Here is a 14591-nt window from a genome sequence, read left to right as displayed (position 1 = left end):
CTGATTTAGGAGAGAGTCCATGAAATTGCCGATTTACCTTGATTACTCTGCGACCACCCCGGTTGATCCGCGTGTTGCGCAAAAAATGAGTGAATGCCTGCTGGTCGACGGAAACTTCGGTAACCCGGCGTCCCGTTCCCACGTGTTTGGCTGGAAGGCCGAAGAGTCGGTCGAAAACGCCCGTCGCCAGGTCGCTGACCTGGTCAACGCCGACCCGCGTGAAATCGTCTGGACCTCCGGTGCCACTGAATCCGACAACCTGGCAATCAAGGGTGTCGCGCATTTCTACCACACCAAGGGCAAGCACCTGATCACCTCCAAGATCGAGCACAAGGCTGTCTTGGACACCATGCGCCAACTGGAGCGTGAAGGCTTCGAAGTCACCTACATCGAGCCCGGTGAAGACGGCATCATCACCCCGGCCATGGTTGAAGCCGCCCTGCGCGACGACACCATCCTAGTTTCGATCATGCACGTGAACAACGAAATCGGCACCGTCAACGACATCGCCGCCATCGGCGAACTGACCCGTTCCAAGGGCATCCTGTTCCACGTCGACGCGGCCCAGTCCACCGGCAAGGTCGACATCGACCTGTCCAAGCTGAAAGTCGACCTGATGTCGTTTTCGGCCCACAAGACCTATGGCCCTAAAGGCATCGGCGCGCTGTACGTCAGCCGCAAGCCGCGTGTTCGCCTCGAAGCGACCATGCACGGCGGCGGTCACGAGCGCGGCATGCGTTCCGGCACCCTGGCGACCCACCAGATCGTCGGCATGGGCGAAGCCTTCCGCGTGGCCAAGGAAGACATGGCCGCCGAGAACGTACGCATCAAGGCCCTGAGCGACCGCTTCTTCAAGCAGGTCGAGCATCTGGAAGAACTCTACGTCAACGGCAGCATGATCGCCCGCGTACCGCACAACCTGAACCTGAGCTTCAACTACGTTGAAGGTGAGTCGCTGATCATGGCGCTCAAGGATCTGGCCGTGTCGTCCGGTTCGGCGTGCACCTCGGCGTCGCTTGAGCCTTCGTACGTACTGCGCGCCCTGGGCCGCAACGACGAACTGGCCCACAGCTCCATTCGCTTTACCTTCGGCCGTTTCACCACCGAAGAAGAAATCGATTACGCCGCGCAGAAAGTCTGCGAGGCCGTTACCAAGCTGCGCGCTCTGTCGCCGCTGTGGGACATGTACAAAGACGGCGTCGACATTTCGAAAATCGAGTGGGCGGCGCACTGAAGAAGTCGCCACCAGAGCGACTCACTGATGAGGATTGAAGCAAATGGCATATAGCGAAAAGGTCATCGACCACTACGAGAACCCGCGCAACGTCGGCAAGATGGACGCGCAGGATCCTGATGTCGGCACCGGCATGGTCGGCGCGCCGGCGTGCGGCGACGTGATGCGTCTGCAGATCAAGGTCAACGAGCAAGGCATCATCGAAGATGCCAAGTTCAAGACCTACGGTTGCGGTTCCGCCATCGCGTCCAGCTCCCTGGCCACCGAGTGGATGAAGGGCAAGACCCTTGATGAAGCCGAAACCATCAAGAACACCCAGCTGGCCGAAGAACTGGCCCTGCCGCCAGTGAAGATCCACTGCTCGGTACTCGCCGAAGACGCCATCAAGGCCGCCGTTCGCGACTACAAGCAGAAGAAAGGCTTGATCTGATCCGCGCATTGGTAAGGAGTTTTCATGGCTATCCAGATGACAGAAGCGGCAGCTAAGCATGTGCAGCGTTCCCTCGCGGGGCGTGGCAAGGGCGAGGGTATCCGCCTGGGTGTTCGCACCACGGGCTGTTCTGGCCTCGCCTATGTACTGGAATTCGTCGACGAAGTGGGCGAAGACGATCAGGTGTTCGAAAGTCATGGTCAGAAAGTGATCATCGACCCGAAAAGCCTGACGTACCTGGACGGCACCGAGCTGGATTTCGTCAAGGAAGGGTTGAACGAAGGCTTCAAGTTCAACAACCCCAACGTGCGCGGTGAGTGTGGCTGCGGCGAAAGCTTCAACATCTGAGGCAGCTTGTGGGTACTCCTTGTCATTTTGCGTTGTTCCAGTTGCAGCCTGCTTTCCAGCTGGATCTCGATCAGTTGTCGGCGCGATATCTGGAATTGGCCCGTGGTGTTCATCCGGACCGTTTTGCCGACGGCTCCGAGGCTGAGCAGCGGCGGGCGCTCGAGCAGTCGGCGAACCTCAACGAGGCTTACCAGACGCTCAAGAACCCGGCCAAGCGCGCACGTTACCTGCTTGCCATCAGTGGCCATGAGTTGCCGCTGGAGGTCACGGTCCACGATCCCGAGTTTCTTTTGCAGCAGATGCAATGGCGCGAAGAGCTCGAAGACCTGCAGGACAGCGCCGATCTGGCCGGTGTCGCGGTATTCAAGCGACGCTTGAAAGACGCCCAGCAAACACTGAACGAAAGCTTCGCAGCCTGCTGGAACGATGCCGCGCAACGCGAACAGGCCGAACGCCTGATGCGGCGCATGCAGTTCCTCGACAAGCTCACCTACGAAGTGCGCCAGCTAGAAGAGCGCCTCGACGATTAACCCAGTGCCGCTCCGGTCGCACGCCTGATTACAGATAAGTCCTGATTACGATGGCCCTACTGCAGATCGCCGAACCCGGCCAAAGTCCACAACCGCACCAGCGTCGCCTGGCTGTCGGGATCGACTTGGGTACCACCAACTCCCTGGTAGCTGCCTTGCGCAGCGGTCTTTCCGAACCGCTGGCCGACGAGCAGGGACGGGTGATCCTGCCGTCCGCCGTGCGCTATCACGCCGATCACGTTGAAGTGGGCGAGTCCGCGAAGCTGGCCGCCGCCACCGATCCGTTGAACACCATCGTCTCGGTCAAGCGCTTGATGGGTCGTGGTCTGTCCGACGTCAAGCAATTGGGTGACCAACTGCCGTACCGCTTCGTTGGCGGCGAATCCCACATGCCGTTCATCGAAACCGTGCAGGGCCCGAAAAGCCCGGTCGAGGTTTCCGCTGACATCCTCAAGGTGTTGCGCCAGCGCGCCGAAGCAGCATTGGGTGGTGAGTTGGTCGGTGCGGTCATCACCGTGCCGGCCTATTTCGACGACGCCCAGCGCCAAGCCACCAAGGATGCCGCCAAGCTCGCCGGCCTGAACGTGCTGCGCCTGCTCAACGAGCCGACGGCCGCTGCGGTCGCTTATGGCCTGGACCAGCATGCCGAAGGCCTGGTTGCCATCTACGACTTGGGTGGCGGTACTTTCGATATTTCGATCTTGCGCCTGACCGGCGGTGTTTTCGAAGTCTTGGCCACCGGTGGCGACAGTGCCCTGGGCGGCGATGACTTCGACCACGCCATCGCCGGCTGGATCATCGAGCAAGCGGGCTTGTCCGCCGACCTCGACCCAGGTGCGCAACGCCACCTGCTGCAAACCGCCTGCGCCGCCAAGGAAGCCTTGACCGACGCCGCCACCGTTGAAGTCGCTTATGGCGACTGGAAAGCCACGCTGACCCGCGAAGCCTTCGATGCCCTGATCGAGCCCATGGTCGCCCGCAGCCTCAAGGCCTGCCGCCGTGCCGTGCGCGATTCCGGCGTGGAGCTCGAAGACGTCAAGGCCGTGGTCATGGTCGGTGGTTCGACCCGCGTGCCTCGGGTTCGCGAAGCCGTTGCCGAGGCCTTTGGCCGCCAGCCGCTGACTGAAATCGACCCGGACCAGGTGGTCGCCATCGGCGCCGCGATCCAGGCCGATACCCTGGCCGGCAACAAGCGCGACGGCGGCGAACTGCTGTTGCTCGACGTGATTCCGTTGTCCCTGGGCCTGGAAACCATGGGCGGCCTGATGGAGAAGGTGATTCCACGCAACACCACCATCCCGGTTGCCCGCGCCCAGGACTTCACCACCTATAAAGACGGCCAGTCGGCCATGATGGTCCACGTGCTGCAAGGCGAGCGTGAACTGATCAGCGACTGCCGTTCCCTGGCGCGCTTCGAACTGCGCGGCATCCCGGCCATGGTCGCCGGGGCGGCGAAGATTCGCGTGACCTTCCAGGTCGATGCCGACGGCTTGCTCAACGTCTCCGCCCGCGAACTGGGTTCGGGCGTGGAGGCGAGCATCCAGGTCAAGCCGTCCTACGGCCTGACCGACGGTGAAATCGCCAAGATGCTCAAGGATTCCTTCCAGCATGCCAGCGACGACAAGGTGGCGCGGGTGCTGCGCGAGCAGCAGGTCGACGCCCAGCGCCTGATCGAAGCCGTGCAAGGTGCCCTGGAGGCAGACGGCGACCGTTTGCTCGACGCTGAAGAACGCATGGTCATCGAGCTGCAAATGCAGGAATTGTCCGAATTGATCAAAGGCACCGATGGCTATGCCATCGAGCAGCAGACCAAGCGTCTGTCGCACGTCACCGATGCCTTTGCTGCCCGCCGCCTGGACTCGACGGTGAAAGCCGCCCTGGCGGGGCGCAACCTGAATGAAATCGAGGAATAACTGATGCCGCAGGTGATTTTTTTGCCCCACGAGAAGTTCTGCCCGGAGGGTATGGTCGTGGAGGCTGAGCCCGGGACGTCCATTCTTGAACTGGCTCATGAGCATCACATCGAGATGGAAAGTGCCTGTGGCGGTGTCTGTGCATGCACGACCTGTCATTGCATCGTTCGTGAAGGCTTCGATTCGCTGGAAGAGGCGGACGAGCTCGAAGAAGACTTCCTCGACCGGGCCTGGGGCCTGGAAGCGCAATCGCGTCTGGCCTGCCAGGCGATTGTCGGCACTGAGGACCTGACCATCGAGATCCCAAGATACTCGCTTAACCACGCCGCCGAAGCGCCGCACTGATTCAGGGAGCTACAATGAGTCTGAAATGGGTTGATGTACTGGAAATCGCAATCCAGCTGGTTGAATCCAAGCCAGATGTAGACCCCCGTTACGTGAACTTCGTCGATCTGCACAAGTGGGTGCTGGAATTGCCGGAGTTCAGCGATGATCCGACCCGCGGTGGTGAGAAGGTGCTGGAAGCCATTCAAGCCGCCTGGATCGAAGAGGCGGACTGAGTCTGCACCGTACGCAGTTAGGCAATACCCAAGAACCCGCGTATAATTCGCGGGTTTAATTTTTCGCAAATTACCGTTTCTGGAGTTACACCATGGCTGTTCAACGTACTTTCTCCATCATCAAGCCTGACGCCGTTGCTAAAAACGTGATCGGCAAGATCGTTACCCGTTTCGAAGACGCTGGCCTGCGCGTTGTAGCTTCGAAAATGAAGCAACTGTCCAAGGCTGAAGCCGAAGGCTTCTACGCTGAGCACAGCGAGCGCGGTTTCTTCGGTGAGCTGGTGGCCTTCATGACTTCCGGTCCGGTTGTCGTCCAGGTGCTCGAAGGCGAAAACGCTATCGCTCGCAACCGTGAGCTGATGGGCGCTACCAACCCTAAAGAAGCTGCTGCCGGCACCATCCGTGCTGACTTCGCCGAGTCCATCGACGCCAACGCCGTTCACGGTTCGGACTCCGAAGCCGCTGCTGCTCGCGAAATCGCTTACTTTTTCGCTGCTACTGAAGTAACCACTCGCTAAGCATTGGCTTAAGAGTGAAGGTGAATCCATGACTACATCGACTGTTAAAACCAATCTGCTGGGGCTGACCCAGCCGGAAATGGAGAAATTCTTCGACTCGATCGGGGAGAAGCGTTTCCGTGCCGGTCAGGTGATGAAATGGATTCACCACTTTGGCGTCGACGACTTCGACGCCATGACGAATGTCGGCAAGGCCCTGCGCGAAAAGCTCAAGGCTGTGGCCGAGATTCGCGGCCCCGAAGTGGTCAGCCAGGACATTTCCAGCGACGGCACCCGTAAGTGGGTGGTGCGCGTGGCGTCCGGCAGCTGCGTCGAGACCGTCTACATTCCCCAGGGCAAACGCGGCACCTTGTGCGTTTCGTCCCAGGCAGGCTGTGCCCTGGATTGCAGTTTCTGCTCCACCGGCAAGCAAGGCTTCAATAGCAACCTCACCGCCGCCGAAGTGATCGGCCAGGTGTGGATTGCCAACAAATCCTTTGGCAGTGTCCCGGCGACCGTCGACCGTGCCATCACCAACGTGGTGATGATGGGCATGGGTGAGCCGCTGCTGAATTTCGACAACGTCGTTTCCGCCATGCACCTGATGATGGACGACTTGGGCTACGGCATCTCCAAGCGCCGCGTGACCCTGTCCACTTCCGGCGTGGTGCCGATGATCGATGAGCTGGCCAAGCACATCGACGTCTCCCTGGCGTTGTCGCTGCACGCACCCAATGACGCATTGCGTAACCAATTGGTGCCGATCAACAAGAAATATCCGCTTAAGATGCTGCTCGAGTCGTGCCAGCGCTACATGTCGTCCCTGGGCGAAAAACGCGTGCTGACCATCGAGTACACGCTGCTCAAGGATGTGAACGACAAGGTCGAACACGCGGTCGAGATGATCGAGCTGCTCAAGAACATCCCGTGCAAGATCAACCTGATCCCGTTCAATCCGTTCCCGCATTCCGGTTACGAGCGTCCGAGCAACAACGCGATTCGTCGCTTCCAGGATCAGCTTCACCACGCTGGCTTCAACGTCACCGTGCGCACCACTCGCGGCGAAGACATCGACGCCGCCTGTGGCCAATTGGTAGGACAGGTGCTGGATCGCACCCGTCGCAGCGAACGCTACATTGCCGTGCGTGAGTTGAACGCCACGGACGATGCGGTGCAAAACGCTGCGAACAGTCACTAAGAGAGGAACTCTATGTCCCTGCGCTTCGCGCTCGTTTTGCTGTTGGCCGGCCTTTGTTCCGGTTGTGTCCTGTCGGGTGACTACAACCCGATGAGGACCAGCAAAGGGCGCGACGAGGCGCGTGTGGCCTACGTGCAGCTGGGCATTGGCTACCTGCAGCAGGGCATGACCGAACGGGCCAAGGTGCCGCTCAAGAAAGCCCTGGAACTGGACGACTCCGACCCGGATGCCAATGCGGCCCTGGCCCTGGTGTTCCAGGCCGAGATGGAGCCGGAGCTGGCCGACCAGCATTTTCGCAAGGCGCTGTCTGCCCGCCCGCAAGACGCGCGGATCCTGAACAACTACGGCAGTTTTCTTTTCGAGCAGAAACGCTACAAGGACGCCTACGAGCGCTTCGAGCAGGCTGCCGCCGACACCCTTTACCCTGAGCGTTCGCGGGTTTTCGAAAACCTCGGCATGACGGCAGCGCAGCTCGGCCAGCGCGACCTGGCCCGCCAGCAACTGGAAAAGGCGCTGCGGCTCAACCGCCAGCAACCGCGGGCGCTGCTGGAAATGGCTGAGTTGTCCTACGAAGACAGGCATTATGTGCCCGCCCGTGACTACTACGAGCGTTTTAGCCTGCTGAGTGAGCAAAATGCACGTAGTCTATTGCTCGGCGTTCGGCTGGCACATGTGTTTGAAGATCGCGACAAGGCTGCAAGTTACGGCCTGCAACTCAAAAGACTCTATCCCGGTACGCCGGAATATCAGCAATACCTGTCGGAGCAATGATGAAAGCGGCGCATCCCGAAGTTGTAGCAGCGACTCGCGTAAATCCTGGTGAGACCCTGCGTCAAGCCCGCGAAAGCAATGGTTGGTCGCTGGCCGAAGTGGCCCTCAAGCTCAATCTCACCGTGGCCTCCCTCGGCAATCTGGAAGCGGGCGCGTTCGACAAGCTGCCTGGGCATACCTTTGCCCGGGGCTATATCCGCGCCTATGCCAAGTTGCTCGGCATGGACCAGACCGTGCTGGTCCAGCAATTCGATCAATACACCGGTTCCGATGCCCAGGGCAGCAATGTGCACAGCCTGGGGCGCATCGAGGAGCCGGTTCGCGTTTCCCACACCATTTTGCGAATCGTCAGCCTGTTGTTGCTGATCGCGGTGATTGGTGGCGGTTTTGTCTGGTGGCAGGACCAGGCTTCCTTGCGCAACAAGGAGCCGGTCGCCATGAACCCTGAGCACGTTGAGGTCGAAGGCGCCGACGGCACCACCCAGATCCATCCGCTGGACGAGCCGGAAGACCAGGCTGTCGTCGAAGGCCAGGCCGAAGGCGAGACCGCCCTGGCGTTGCCACAGGACCAGGACGCCAATGCCGAAGCGGGTGCCGAGCCGGCTGCTCCAGCCCCTGCGCCAGTTGCACCAGCAGCGCCGGCTGCACCGATTGCCACGGCACCTGCCGCACCGAGCACGCCAGCGCCAACCGCGGCTGCGCCTGCGACCCACGCTGCGCCAGCCGCGCCAGTTGTTCCGGCAGCTCCGGCGGCCCCGACCCCGGCGCCAGTCGCAGGTGAAGGCCAGGTGCAGATCCAGTTTGTCGCCGACTGCTGGACGCAGATCACCGACGGCAACGGCAAGGTGCTGTTCAGTGGCCTCAAGCGCAAGGGCGACAGCACTGCCGTCAATGGCAAGCCGCCGTTTGCCGTACGCCTGGGTTATGCCCGTGGCGCGCAGGTCAGCTACAACGGCCAGCCGGTCGACATCGCTCCGTTCACCAGTGGCGAGACCGCTCGCCTGAAGTTGGGTCAATAAGTCATGCACGGCGAATCTCCTATCAAGCGTCGCGAATCCCGAAAAATCTGGGTCGGCAACGTGCCCGTGGGCGGCGATGCGCCTATCGCTGTGCAGAGCATGACCAACAGCGACACCAATGATGTAGCCGCCACGGTCGCCCAGATCAACCGCCTGGAAGCCGCCGGTGTCGACATCGTGCGCGTATCGGTGCCGGACATGGACGCCGCCGAGGCGTTCGGCAAGATCAAGCAACTGGTCAAGGTCCCCTTGGTGGCCGACATCCACTTCGACTACCGCATCGCCCTGCGCGTGGCGGAGTTGGGCGTGGATTGCCTGCGCATCAACCCGGGCAACATCGGTCGCGAAGACCGTGTCCGTGCCGTAGTGGATGCCGCCCGCGACCGGGGCATCCCGATCCGCATCGGCGTGAACGCCGGTTCCCTGGAAAAAGACCTGCAAAAGAAATACGGCGAACCGACCCCGGCGGCACTGGTGGAGTCGGCCCTGCGCCACGTCGAGCACCTCGAGCGCCTGAATTTCCAGGACTTCAAGGTCAGCGTGAAGGCGTCCGACGTGTTCATGGCCGTCGAAGCCTACCGCCTGCTGGCCAAGGAAATCGTCCAGCCGCTGCACCTGGGCATCACCGAAGCCGGTGGGTTGCGTTCGGGCACGGTGAAATCCGCCGTCGGCCTCGGTATGCTGCTCGCCGAAGGGATTGGCGATACCATCCGCATCTCGTTGGCGGCTGACCCGGTCGAGGAAGTGAAAGTCGGCTACGACATTCTCAAGTCCCTGCACCTGCGTTCCCGTGGCATCAACTTCATCGCCTGCCCGAGCTGCTCGCGGCAGAACTTCGATGTGGTCAAGACCATGAACGAGCTGGAAGGGCGCCTCGAAGACCTGCTGGTGCCGCTGGATGTCGCGGTGATCGGTTGCGTGGTCAACGGGCCGGGCGAAGCCAAGGAGGCGCACATCGGCCTGACTGGCGGTACACCGAACCTGATTTACATCGACGGCAAGCCGTCGCAGAAACTGACGAATGACAATCTGGTGGATGAGCTGGAACGGCTGATTCGCCAGAAAGCGGCCGAAAAGGTCGAAGCCGACGCCGCAGTGATTGCGCGTGGTTGAGTCGAACGAATTTAAGGATTACCTGTGAGCAAGTCCCTGCAAGCCATTCGTGGCATGAACGACATCCTGCCCGAGCAGACGCCCCTGTGGCGTTATTTCGAGGGCACTGTGGCGCGTCTGCTGGATAACTACGGCTATCGGCAGATCCGCATGCCGATCGTCGAGTTCACCGAGCTGTTCAAGCGCTCCATCGGTGAAGTGACCGACATCGTCGAAAAAGAGATGTACACCTTCGACGACCGCAATGGCGACTCCCTGACCCTGCGCCCCGAAGGCACGGCGGCCTGCGTGCGTGCGGTGCTCGAGCACGGCATCACCGGCGGCGGCCAGGTGCAGAAACTCTGGTACGTCGGCCCGATGTTTCGTCACGAGCGTCCGCAGAAAGGCCGTTATCGCCAGTTCCACCAGATTGGCCTGGAAGTGTTCAACCTCGAAGGTCCGGACATCGATGCCGAGCTGATTGTCATGACCTGGCGCCTGTGGGGCGAGCTGGGGCTTCGCGATGCGGTCAAGCTCGAGCTCAACAGCCTGGGCACCAGCGAGTCCCGTGGCCGCTACCGTGAAGCGTTGGTGGAGTTTCTTTCTGCCCACCTGGACAAGCTCGACGAAGACAGCCAGCGCCGTCTGAAGACCAACCCGCTGCGTGTGCTCGACACCAAGAATGCCGAGACCCAAGCAGTCCTGGTCGACGCGCCGAAAATGGCCGACTACCTCGACGACGAATCCCGTGCACACTTCGAAGGGCTGAAGGCGCGCCTCGACGCCGTGGGCATCCCTTACGTGATCAACCCCAAGTTGGTCCGTGGTCTGGACTACTACAGCAAGACCGTCTTCGAGTGGGTCACCGACAAACTCGGCGCCCAAGGCACCGTATGTGCTGGCGGCCGCTACGACGGACTGGTTGAACAGATGGGCGGCAAGCCGACCCCTGGCGTGGGCTTTGCCATGGGCATCGAGCGCCTGGTGCTGATGCTGGAAGCCTTGGACAAGGTCCCCGAAGAACTGTCCCGTCAGGTCGACGTCTACCTGTGCGCCTTTGGCGAGGCCGCCGAACTGGCCGCCTTGTCGTTGAGCGAGCGGATCCGCGACCAGTTGCCCAACCTGCGCTTGCAAATCAACGCCGGCGCCGGCAGCTTCAAGAGCCAATTCAAGAAGGCCGACAAGAGCGGTGCGTTGTACGCACTGATCCTCGGTGACGACGAACTGGCCCAACAAGTGGTAGGTTTCAAACCCCTGCGTGGCCAGGGCGAACAACAAAGCATTGCCTGGGATGCGCTTGCTGCACACCTGGCCACCTGCGTCGTGCAGGGTTGAAGCTGTCAAACAGCCGATTTAGCGATTAAGGAGTATTGGGGTGTCGAGTACCGAAGATGAACAGCTGGCGGATTTGAAGGACTGGTGGACGCGCAACGGCAAGCCGCTGGTCACTGGCGGCCTGTTGGCGCTGGTCATCGTGTTCGGCTGGCAGGCCTACCAGAAATACCAGAGCAACCAGTCGCAAGGCGCCTCGGTGCTCTACCAGCAATTGCTGGAAACCACCCTGACCCCGGACGGCAAGCCTGACCCTGCCCGCGTGGCGGACCTGGCCGGCAAGCTGGACAAGGAATTCGGCGGCACTGCCTACGCCCAGTACGGTCGCCTGTTCGTGGCCAAGGTGGCGGTGGACAGCGGCAAATTGGACGACGCGGCCACTGAGCTCAAAGGTATCGTCGACAAACCGGCCAACCCGACCCTGGGCGAAGTGGCGCGTCAGCGCCTGGCGCAGGTACTGGCGGCACAGAACAAGGCTGAAGAGGCGTTGAAGCTGCTCGACGGCGATGCCGACAAGGCGTTCCTGGCGACCCGCGAAGAACTCAAGGGCGACCTGCTGGTACAGCTGGGCCGTGCCGATGAGGCCCATGCGGCCTACCAAAAAGCCAAGGCTGCGCTGTCGGATGAAGCCGCGGTCGGTGGCCTGCAAATCAAGCTGGACGACCTGGCCAAAGGGGATGCGTGACGTGATCCAGTGGAAACATGCAGCATTGCTGGCCCTGGCCATTCTGGCCGCGGGTTGCAGCAGCAACAGCAAGAAAGAACTGCCTCCGGCCGAACTGACCGACTTCAAAGAAGAAGTCGTGCTGCAGAAGCAGTGGAGCCGTTCCATCGGCGATGGCCAGGGTGAAACCTACAACATGCTGGTGCCGGCCATCGATGGCGACACCATCTATGCCGGCGACGTCACGGGCGTGGTCATGGCGATGGATCGCAGCAACGGCGACGTCAAATGGGAGAAAGATCTCGAACTGCCCGTTTCCGGCGCCGTTGGCGTGGGTTACGGCCTGGTCATGATCGGCACGCTCAAGGGCGAGATCGTCGCCCTGGACGCGAGCAGCGGTGAAGAGAAATGGCGCGCCCGCGTGACCAGCGAAGTGCTCGCACCGCCGGCCACCAACGGCGACGTGGTGGTGGTCCAGACCCAGGACGACCGCCTGATCGGCCTGGATGCCGCCACCGGCAACCAGCGCTGGTTGTACGACAGCACCCCGGCGGTACTGACCCTGCGCGGCACCAGTGCACCGATCGTTACCAACCGCCTGGCGGTGGCTGGCTTGTCGACCGGTAAAGTGGTGGCCCTGGATATTTCCAACGGCGTGCCGGTCTGGGAACAGCGCGTAGCGATCCCGCAAGGTCGTTCGGAGCTGGAGCGTGTGGTCGACATCGACGGTGGCTTGCTGCTGTCCGGCGGTACGTTGTACGTCGCCAGCTATCAGGGCCGCGTGGCGGCACTGGACCTGGAAAGCGGTCGTCCGTTGTGGCAGCGCGATGCGTCCAGCTACGCCGGTGTCGCCCAGGGTTTTGGCAGCGTCTACGTGAGCCTGTCCTCGGGCACCGTCGAAGGCGTTGACGAGCGTTCCACCACCGCCTTGTGGAGCAACGACTCCCTGGCCCGTCGTCAACTGTCGGCCCCGGAAGTGTTCTCCAGCTACGTTGCAGTGGGTGACCTGGAAGGTTACCTGCACCTGCTCAGCCAGGTGGACGGCCGTTTCGTCGGCCGCGAGCGCATCGACAGCGACGGCCTGCGGGCTCGTCCGCTGGTGGCGGGCAACATGATCTATGTGTATGGCAACAGCGGCAAACTGGAAGCCCTGACCATCAAGTAAGACTATGCTTGGGGCTAATCCCCCCAAGCGGCCTTGTTCTCAAGGTTTGCAGGGCTTGCACAGACTGCCCCGAGCACCAGCCGCTGCCTCGCAGCGGCTTTTGTATTTTCTGAAATAACGAAGTGGAGAGCCGCATGGTTCCCGTAATCGCCCTGGTGGGCCGACCGAACGTCGGCAAGTCCACCTTGTTCAATCGCCTGACCAGGACTCGCGACGCCATTGTCGGCGACTTGTCCGGTCTGACCCGTGATCGCCAATACGGTGAGGCCAAGTGGCAAGGGCGTACCTATATTCTGGTCGACACCGGCGGCATCTCCGGTGATGAACATGGCATGGACGAAAAAATGGCCGAGCAGTCGCTGCTCGCCATTGAAGAAGCCGATGTGGTGCTGTTCCTGGTAGACGCCAAGGCCGGTTTTACCGCCGCCGACCAGATGATCGCCGAGCATTTGCGCAAGCGTAACAAGCGTTCCTACGTGGTCGCCAACAAGGTCGACAACATCGACCCGGACATGGCCCGTGCCGAGTTCGCACCGTTGGGCATGGGCCAGGCGATCCCGATCGCCGGTGCCCACGGTCGTGGCATCACCCAGATGCTGGAAATCGCCCTGGAGAGTTTCCCCAAGGACGACGTGGAAGAGCCGGAAGAGGGCGAGGAAGAGATCGTTGCCGAAGGCGAGGAAGCCAAGCGCATTCCGGGCCCAAGCGAGAAAGACGGGATCAAGATCGCCATCATCGGCCGTCCCAACGTGGGCAAGTCGACGCTGGTCAACCGCATGCTCGGCGAAGACCGGGTCATCGTTTATGACCAGCCCGGCACCACCCGTGACAGCATCTACATTCCCTTCGAGCGTAACGAAGAGAAGTACACGCTGATCGACACCGCCGGTGTGCGCAAGCGCGGCAAGATCCACGAAGAAGTTGAAAAGTTCTCCGTGGTCAAGACCTTGCAGGCGATCAAGGACGCCAACGTGGTGATCTTCGTGATGGATGCCCGCGAGGGTGTGGTCGATCACGACCTGAACCTGCTGGGTTTCGCCCTGGAAGCCGGTCGTGCGCTGGTCATCGCGATCAACAAGTGGGACGGCATGACGCCGAGCGAACGGGATTTCGTCAAGGTCGAATTGCAGCGTCGCCTGTTCTTCGTCGACTTCGCCGACATCCACTTCATCTCGGCTCTGCACGGCACGGGCGTGGGCAACCTCTACGCTTCGGTGCAGAACTCGTTCAAGTCCGCGGTGACCCGCTGGCCGACCAACCGCCTTACCCAGATCCTCGAAGATGCGGTAGGCGAGCACGCGCCACCGATGGTCAACAACCGTCGGATCAAGCTGCGCTACGCCCACTTGGGCGGTGCCAACCCGCCGATTATCGTGATCCACGGTAACCAGATCGAGAAGGTGCCCAAGTCGTACGTTCGTTACCTGGAGAACACCTACCGTCGCGTCCTGAAGCTGGTCGGCACGCCGATCCGCATCGAGTTCAAGGGCGGCGAGAACCCGTACGAAGGCAACAAGAACACGCTCACCGACCGCCAGGTCAACAAGAAGCGCCGCTTGATGTCGCACCACAAGAAGGCCGACAAGAAGCGCCGCGACAAGCGCTGATTCAATACCTGTTGCCCGGAAGCTTGTGTGGCGAGGGAGCTTGCTCCCGCTGGGGTGCGAAGCGCCCCCCAGATGTCTCTGCCCCCGCAGTGCATCAGGCACAACCCAGGGGCTGCTGCGCAGCCCAGCGGGAGCAAGCTCCCTCGCCACGGTCGTTCGGCGACATGAAAAGGGTGTCCTTGGTGGCACCCTTTTTCATGCCCGGCGATTGGGCTATTCTCGAGCTCTCCC

16 protein-coding genes are annotated in these 14591 nt (G+C 61.3%); all 16 read left to right on the top strand.

Annotated elements, in window-relative coordinates:
- Window positions 1-19 precede the first annotated feature (19 nt).
- The 16 genes from BLU76_RS15450 to der all read left to right on the top strand — a co-directional run bounded on the left by BLU76_RS15450 (window position 20) and on the right by der (window position 14360).
- A complete protein-coding gene (locus BLU76_RS15450; RefSeq protein ID WP_063322856.1) occupies window positions 20-1234 on the top strand; it encodes an IscS subfamily cysteine desulfurase in 1215 nt (404 codons plus the stop codon).
- Window positions 1235-1277: 43 nt separating this feature from the next.
- Complete coding sequence (iscU, locus tag BLU76_RS15445) at window positions 1278-1664, top strand: Fe-S cluster assembly scaffold IscU (protein WP_003185157.1); 387 nt, start codon at window positions 1278-1280, stop codon at window positions 1662-1664.
- A gap of 24 nt (window positions 1665-1688) precedes the next feature.
- Window positions 1689-2012 (top strand): iron-sulfur cluster assembly protein IscA, encoded by a 324-nt coding sequence (iscA, locus tag BLU76_RS15440; RefSeq protein WP_030139597.1) that lies wholly within the window; start codon window positions 1689-1691, stop codon window positions 2010-2012.
- 8 nt (window positions 2013-2020) lie between these two features.
- Window positions 2021-2542 (top strand): co-chaperone HscB, encoded by a 522-nt coding sequence (gene hscB, locus BLU76_RS15435; RefSeq protein ID WP_092223328.1) that lies wholly within the window; start codon window positions 2021-2023, stop codon window positions 2540-2542.
- A gap of 50 nt (window positions 2543-2592) precedes the next feature.
- Window positions 2593-4455, top strand: a complete 1863-nt coding sequence (gene hscA, locus BLU76_RS15430) for a Fe-S protein assembly chaperone HscA (RefSeq protein ID WP_092223326.1) — start codon at window positions 2593-2595, stop codon at window positions 4453-4455.
- 3 nt (window positions 4456-4458) lie between these two features.
- Window positions 4459-4800 (top strand): ISC system 2Fe-2S type ferredoxin, encoded by a 342-nt coding sequence (fdx, locus tag BLU76_RS15425; RefSeq protein ID WP_025212005.1) that lies wholly within the window; start codon window positions 4459-4461, stop codon window positions 4798-4800.
- Between the two features lie 14 nt (window positions 4801-4814).
- The gene (gene iscX / locus BLU76_RS15420; RefSeq protein ID WP_092223324.1) at window positions 4815-5015 is read left to right on the top strand and encodes a Fe-S cluster assembly protein IscX; all 201 of its coding nucleotides are present in this window, start codon (window positions 4815-4817) and stop codon (window positions 5013-5015) included.
- A 92-nt stretch (window positions 5016-5107) separates the two neighbouring features.
- Window positions 5108-5533 carry a nucleoside-diphosphate kinase gene (gene ndk / locus BLU76_RS15415; RefSeq protein WP_063322853.1) on the top strand — a complete coding sequence of 142 codons (426 nt, stop codon included), beginning with the start codon at window positions 5108-5110 and terminating at the stop codon, window positions 5531-5533.
- 28 nt (window positions 5534-5561) lie between these two features.
- The gene (gene rlmN / locus BLU76_RS15410) at window positions 5562-6710 is read left to right on the top strand and encodes a dual-specificity RNA methyltransferase RlmN (protein ID WP_063322852.1); all 1149 of its coding nucleotides are present in this window, start codon (window positions 5562-5564) and stop codon (window positions 6708-6710) included.
- A 12-nt stretch (window positions 6711-6722) separates the two neighbouring features.
- Window positions 6723-7481 (top strand): type IV pilus biogenesis/stability protein PilW, encoded by a 759-nt coding sequence (gene pilW / locus BLU76_RS15405; protein ID WP_063322851.1) that lies wholly within the window; start codon window positions 6723-6725, stop codon window positions 7479-7481.
- Window positions 7481-8500, top strand: a complete 1020-nt coding sequence (locus BLU76_RS15400) for a RodZ domain-containing protein (RefSeq protein ID WP_092223322.1) — start codon at window positions 7481-7483, stop codon at window positions 8498-8500. Before pilW ends, BLU76_RS15400 begins: the two co-directional genes overlap by 1 nt.
- 3 nt (window positions 8501-8503) lie before the next feature.
- The gene (gene ispG / locus BLU76_RS15395) at window positions 8504-9613 is read left to right on the top strand and encodes a flavodoxin-dependent (E)-4-hydroxy-3-methylbut-2-enyl-diphosphate synthase (RefSeq protein WP_003185136.1); all 1110 of its coding nucleotides are present in this window, start codon (window positions 8504-8506) and stop codon (window positions 9611-9613) included.
- 24 nt (window positions 9614-9637) lie between these two features.
- Window positions 9638-10927: a histidine--tRNA ligase gene (gene hisS / locus BLU76_RS15390; RefSeq protein ID WP_014336698.1), complete on the top strand. Its 1290-nt coding sequence runs from the start codon at window positions 9638-9640 to the stop codon at window positions 10925-10927.
- A gap of 40 nt (window positions 10928-10967) precedes the next feature.
- Window positions 10968-11609, top strand: coding sequence for a YfgM family protein (locus BLU76_RS15385; protein WP_092143856.1), 642 nt, complete (start codon window positions 10968-10970; stop codon window positions 11607-11609).
- Entirely contained in the window at window positions 11602-12753 is a 1152-nt protein-coding gene (gene bamB / locus BLU76_RS15380; protein WP_092223320.1) for an outer membrane protein assembly factor BamB, read from the top strand. The genes BLU76_RS15385 and bamB overlap by 8 nt, the downstream gene beginning before the upstream one ends.
- A gap of 134 nt (window positions 12754-12887) precedes the next feature.
- Entirely contained in the window at window positions 12888-14360 is a 1473-nt protein-coding gene (gene der / locus BLU76_RS15375) for a ribosome biogenesis GTPase Der (RefSeq protein ID WP_063322847.1), read from the top strand.
- Window positions 14361-14591: the final 231 nt, after the last annotated feature.

This window comes from Pseudomonas sp. NFACC08-1 (genome assembly GCF_900106735.1).
Classification (GTDB): Bacteria; Pseudomonadota; Gammaproteobacteria; order Pseudomonadales; family Pseudomonadaceae; genus Aquipseudomonas; species Aquipseudomonas fluorescens_Q.
The sequence above is the reverse complement of the archived record's forward strand: the minus strand, read 5'-3'. Positions and strand labels throughout refer to the sequence as shown.

What these genes read in the sequence shown, in the direction of transcription:
- BLU76_RS15450 (WP_063322856.1), top strand. Translation starts at nt 20, where the DNA reads ATGAAATTGCCGATTTACCTTGATTACTCTGCGACCACCCCGGTTGAT.
- iscU (WP_003185157.1), top strand. Translation starts at nt 1,278, where the DNA reads ATGGCATATAGCGAAAAGGTCATCGACCACTACGAGAACCCGCGCAAC.
- iscA (WP_030139597.1), top strand. Translation starts at nt 1,689, where the DNA reads ATGGCTATCCAGATGACAGAAGCGGCAGCTAAGCATGTGCAGCGTTCC.
- hscA (WP_092223326.1), top strand. Translation starts at nt 2,593, where the DNA reads ATGGCCCTACTGCAGATCGCCGAACCCGGCCAAAGTCCACAACCGCAC.
- fdx (WP_025212005.1), top strand. Translation starts at nt 4,459, where the DNA reads ATGCCGCAGGTGATTTTTTTGCCCCACGAGAAGTTCTGCCCGGAGGGT.
- iscX (WP_092223324.1), top strand. Translation starts at nt 4,815, where the DNA reads ATGAGTCTGAAATGGGTTGATGTACTGGAAATCGCAATCCAGCTGGTT.
- ndk (WP_063322853.1), top strand. Translation starts at nt 5,108, where the DNA reads ATGGCTGTTCAACGTACTTTCTCCATCATCAAGCCTGACGCCGTTGCT.
- rlmN (WP_063322852.1), top strand. Translation starts at nt 5,562, where the DNA reads ATGACTACATCGACTGTTAAAACCAATCTGCTGGGGCTGACCCAGCCG.
- pilW (WP_063322851.1), top strand. Translation starts at nt 6,723, where the DNA reads ATGTCCCTGCGCTTCGCGCTCGTTTTGCTGTTGGCCGGCCTTTGTTCC.
- BLU76_RS15400 (WP_092223322.1), top strand. Translation starts at nt 7,481, where the DNA reads ATGAAAGCGGCGCATCCCGAAGTTGTAGCAGCGACTCGCGTAAATCCT.
- ispG (WP_003185136.1), top strand. Translation starts at nt 8,504, where the DNA reads ATGCACGGCGAATCTCCTATCAAGCGTCGCGAATCCCGAAAAATCTGG.
- bamB (WP_092223320.1), top strand. Translation starts at nt 11,602, where the DNA reads ATGCGTGACGTGATCCAGTGGAAACATGCAGCATTGCTGGCCCTGGCC.
- der (WP_063322847.1), top strand. Translation starts at nt 12,888, where the DNA reads ATGGTTCCCGTAATCGCCCTGGTGGGCCGACCGAACGTCGGCAAGTCC.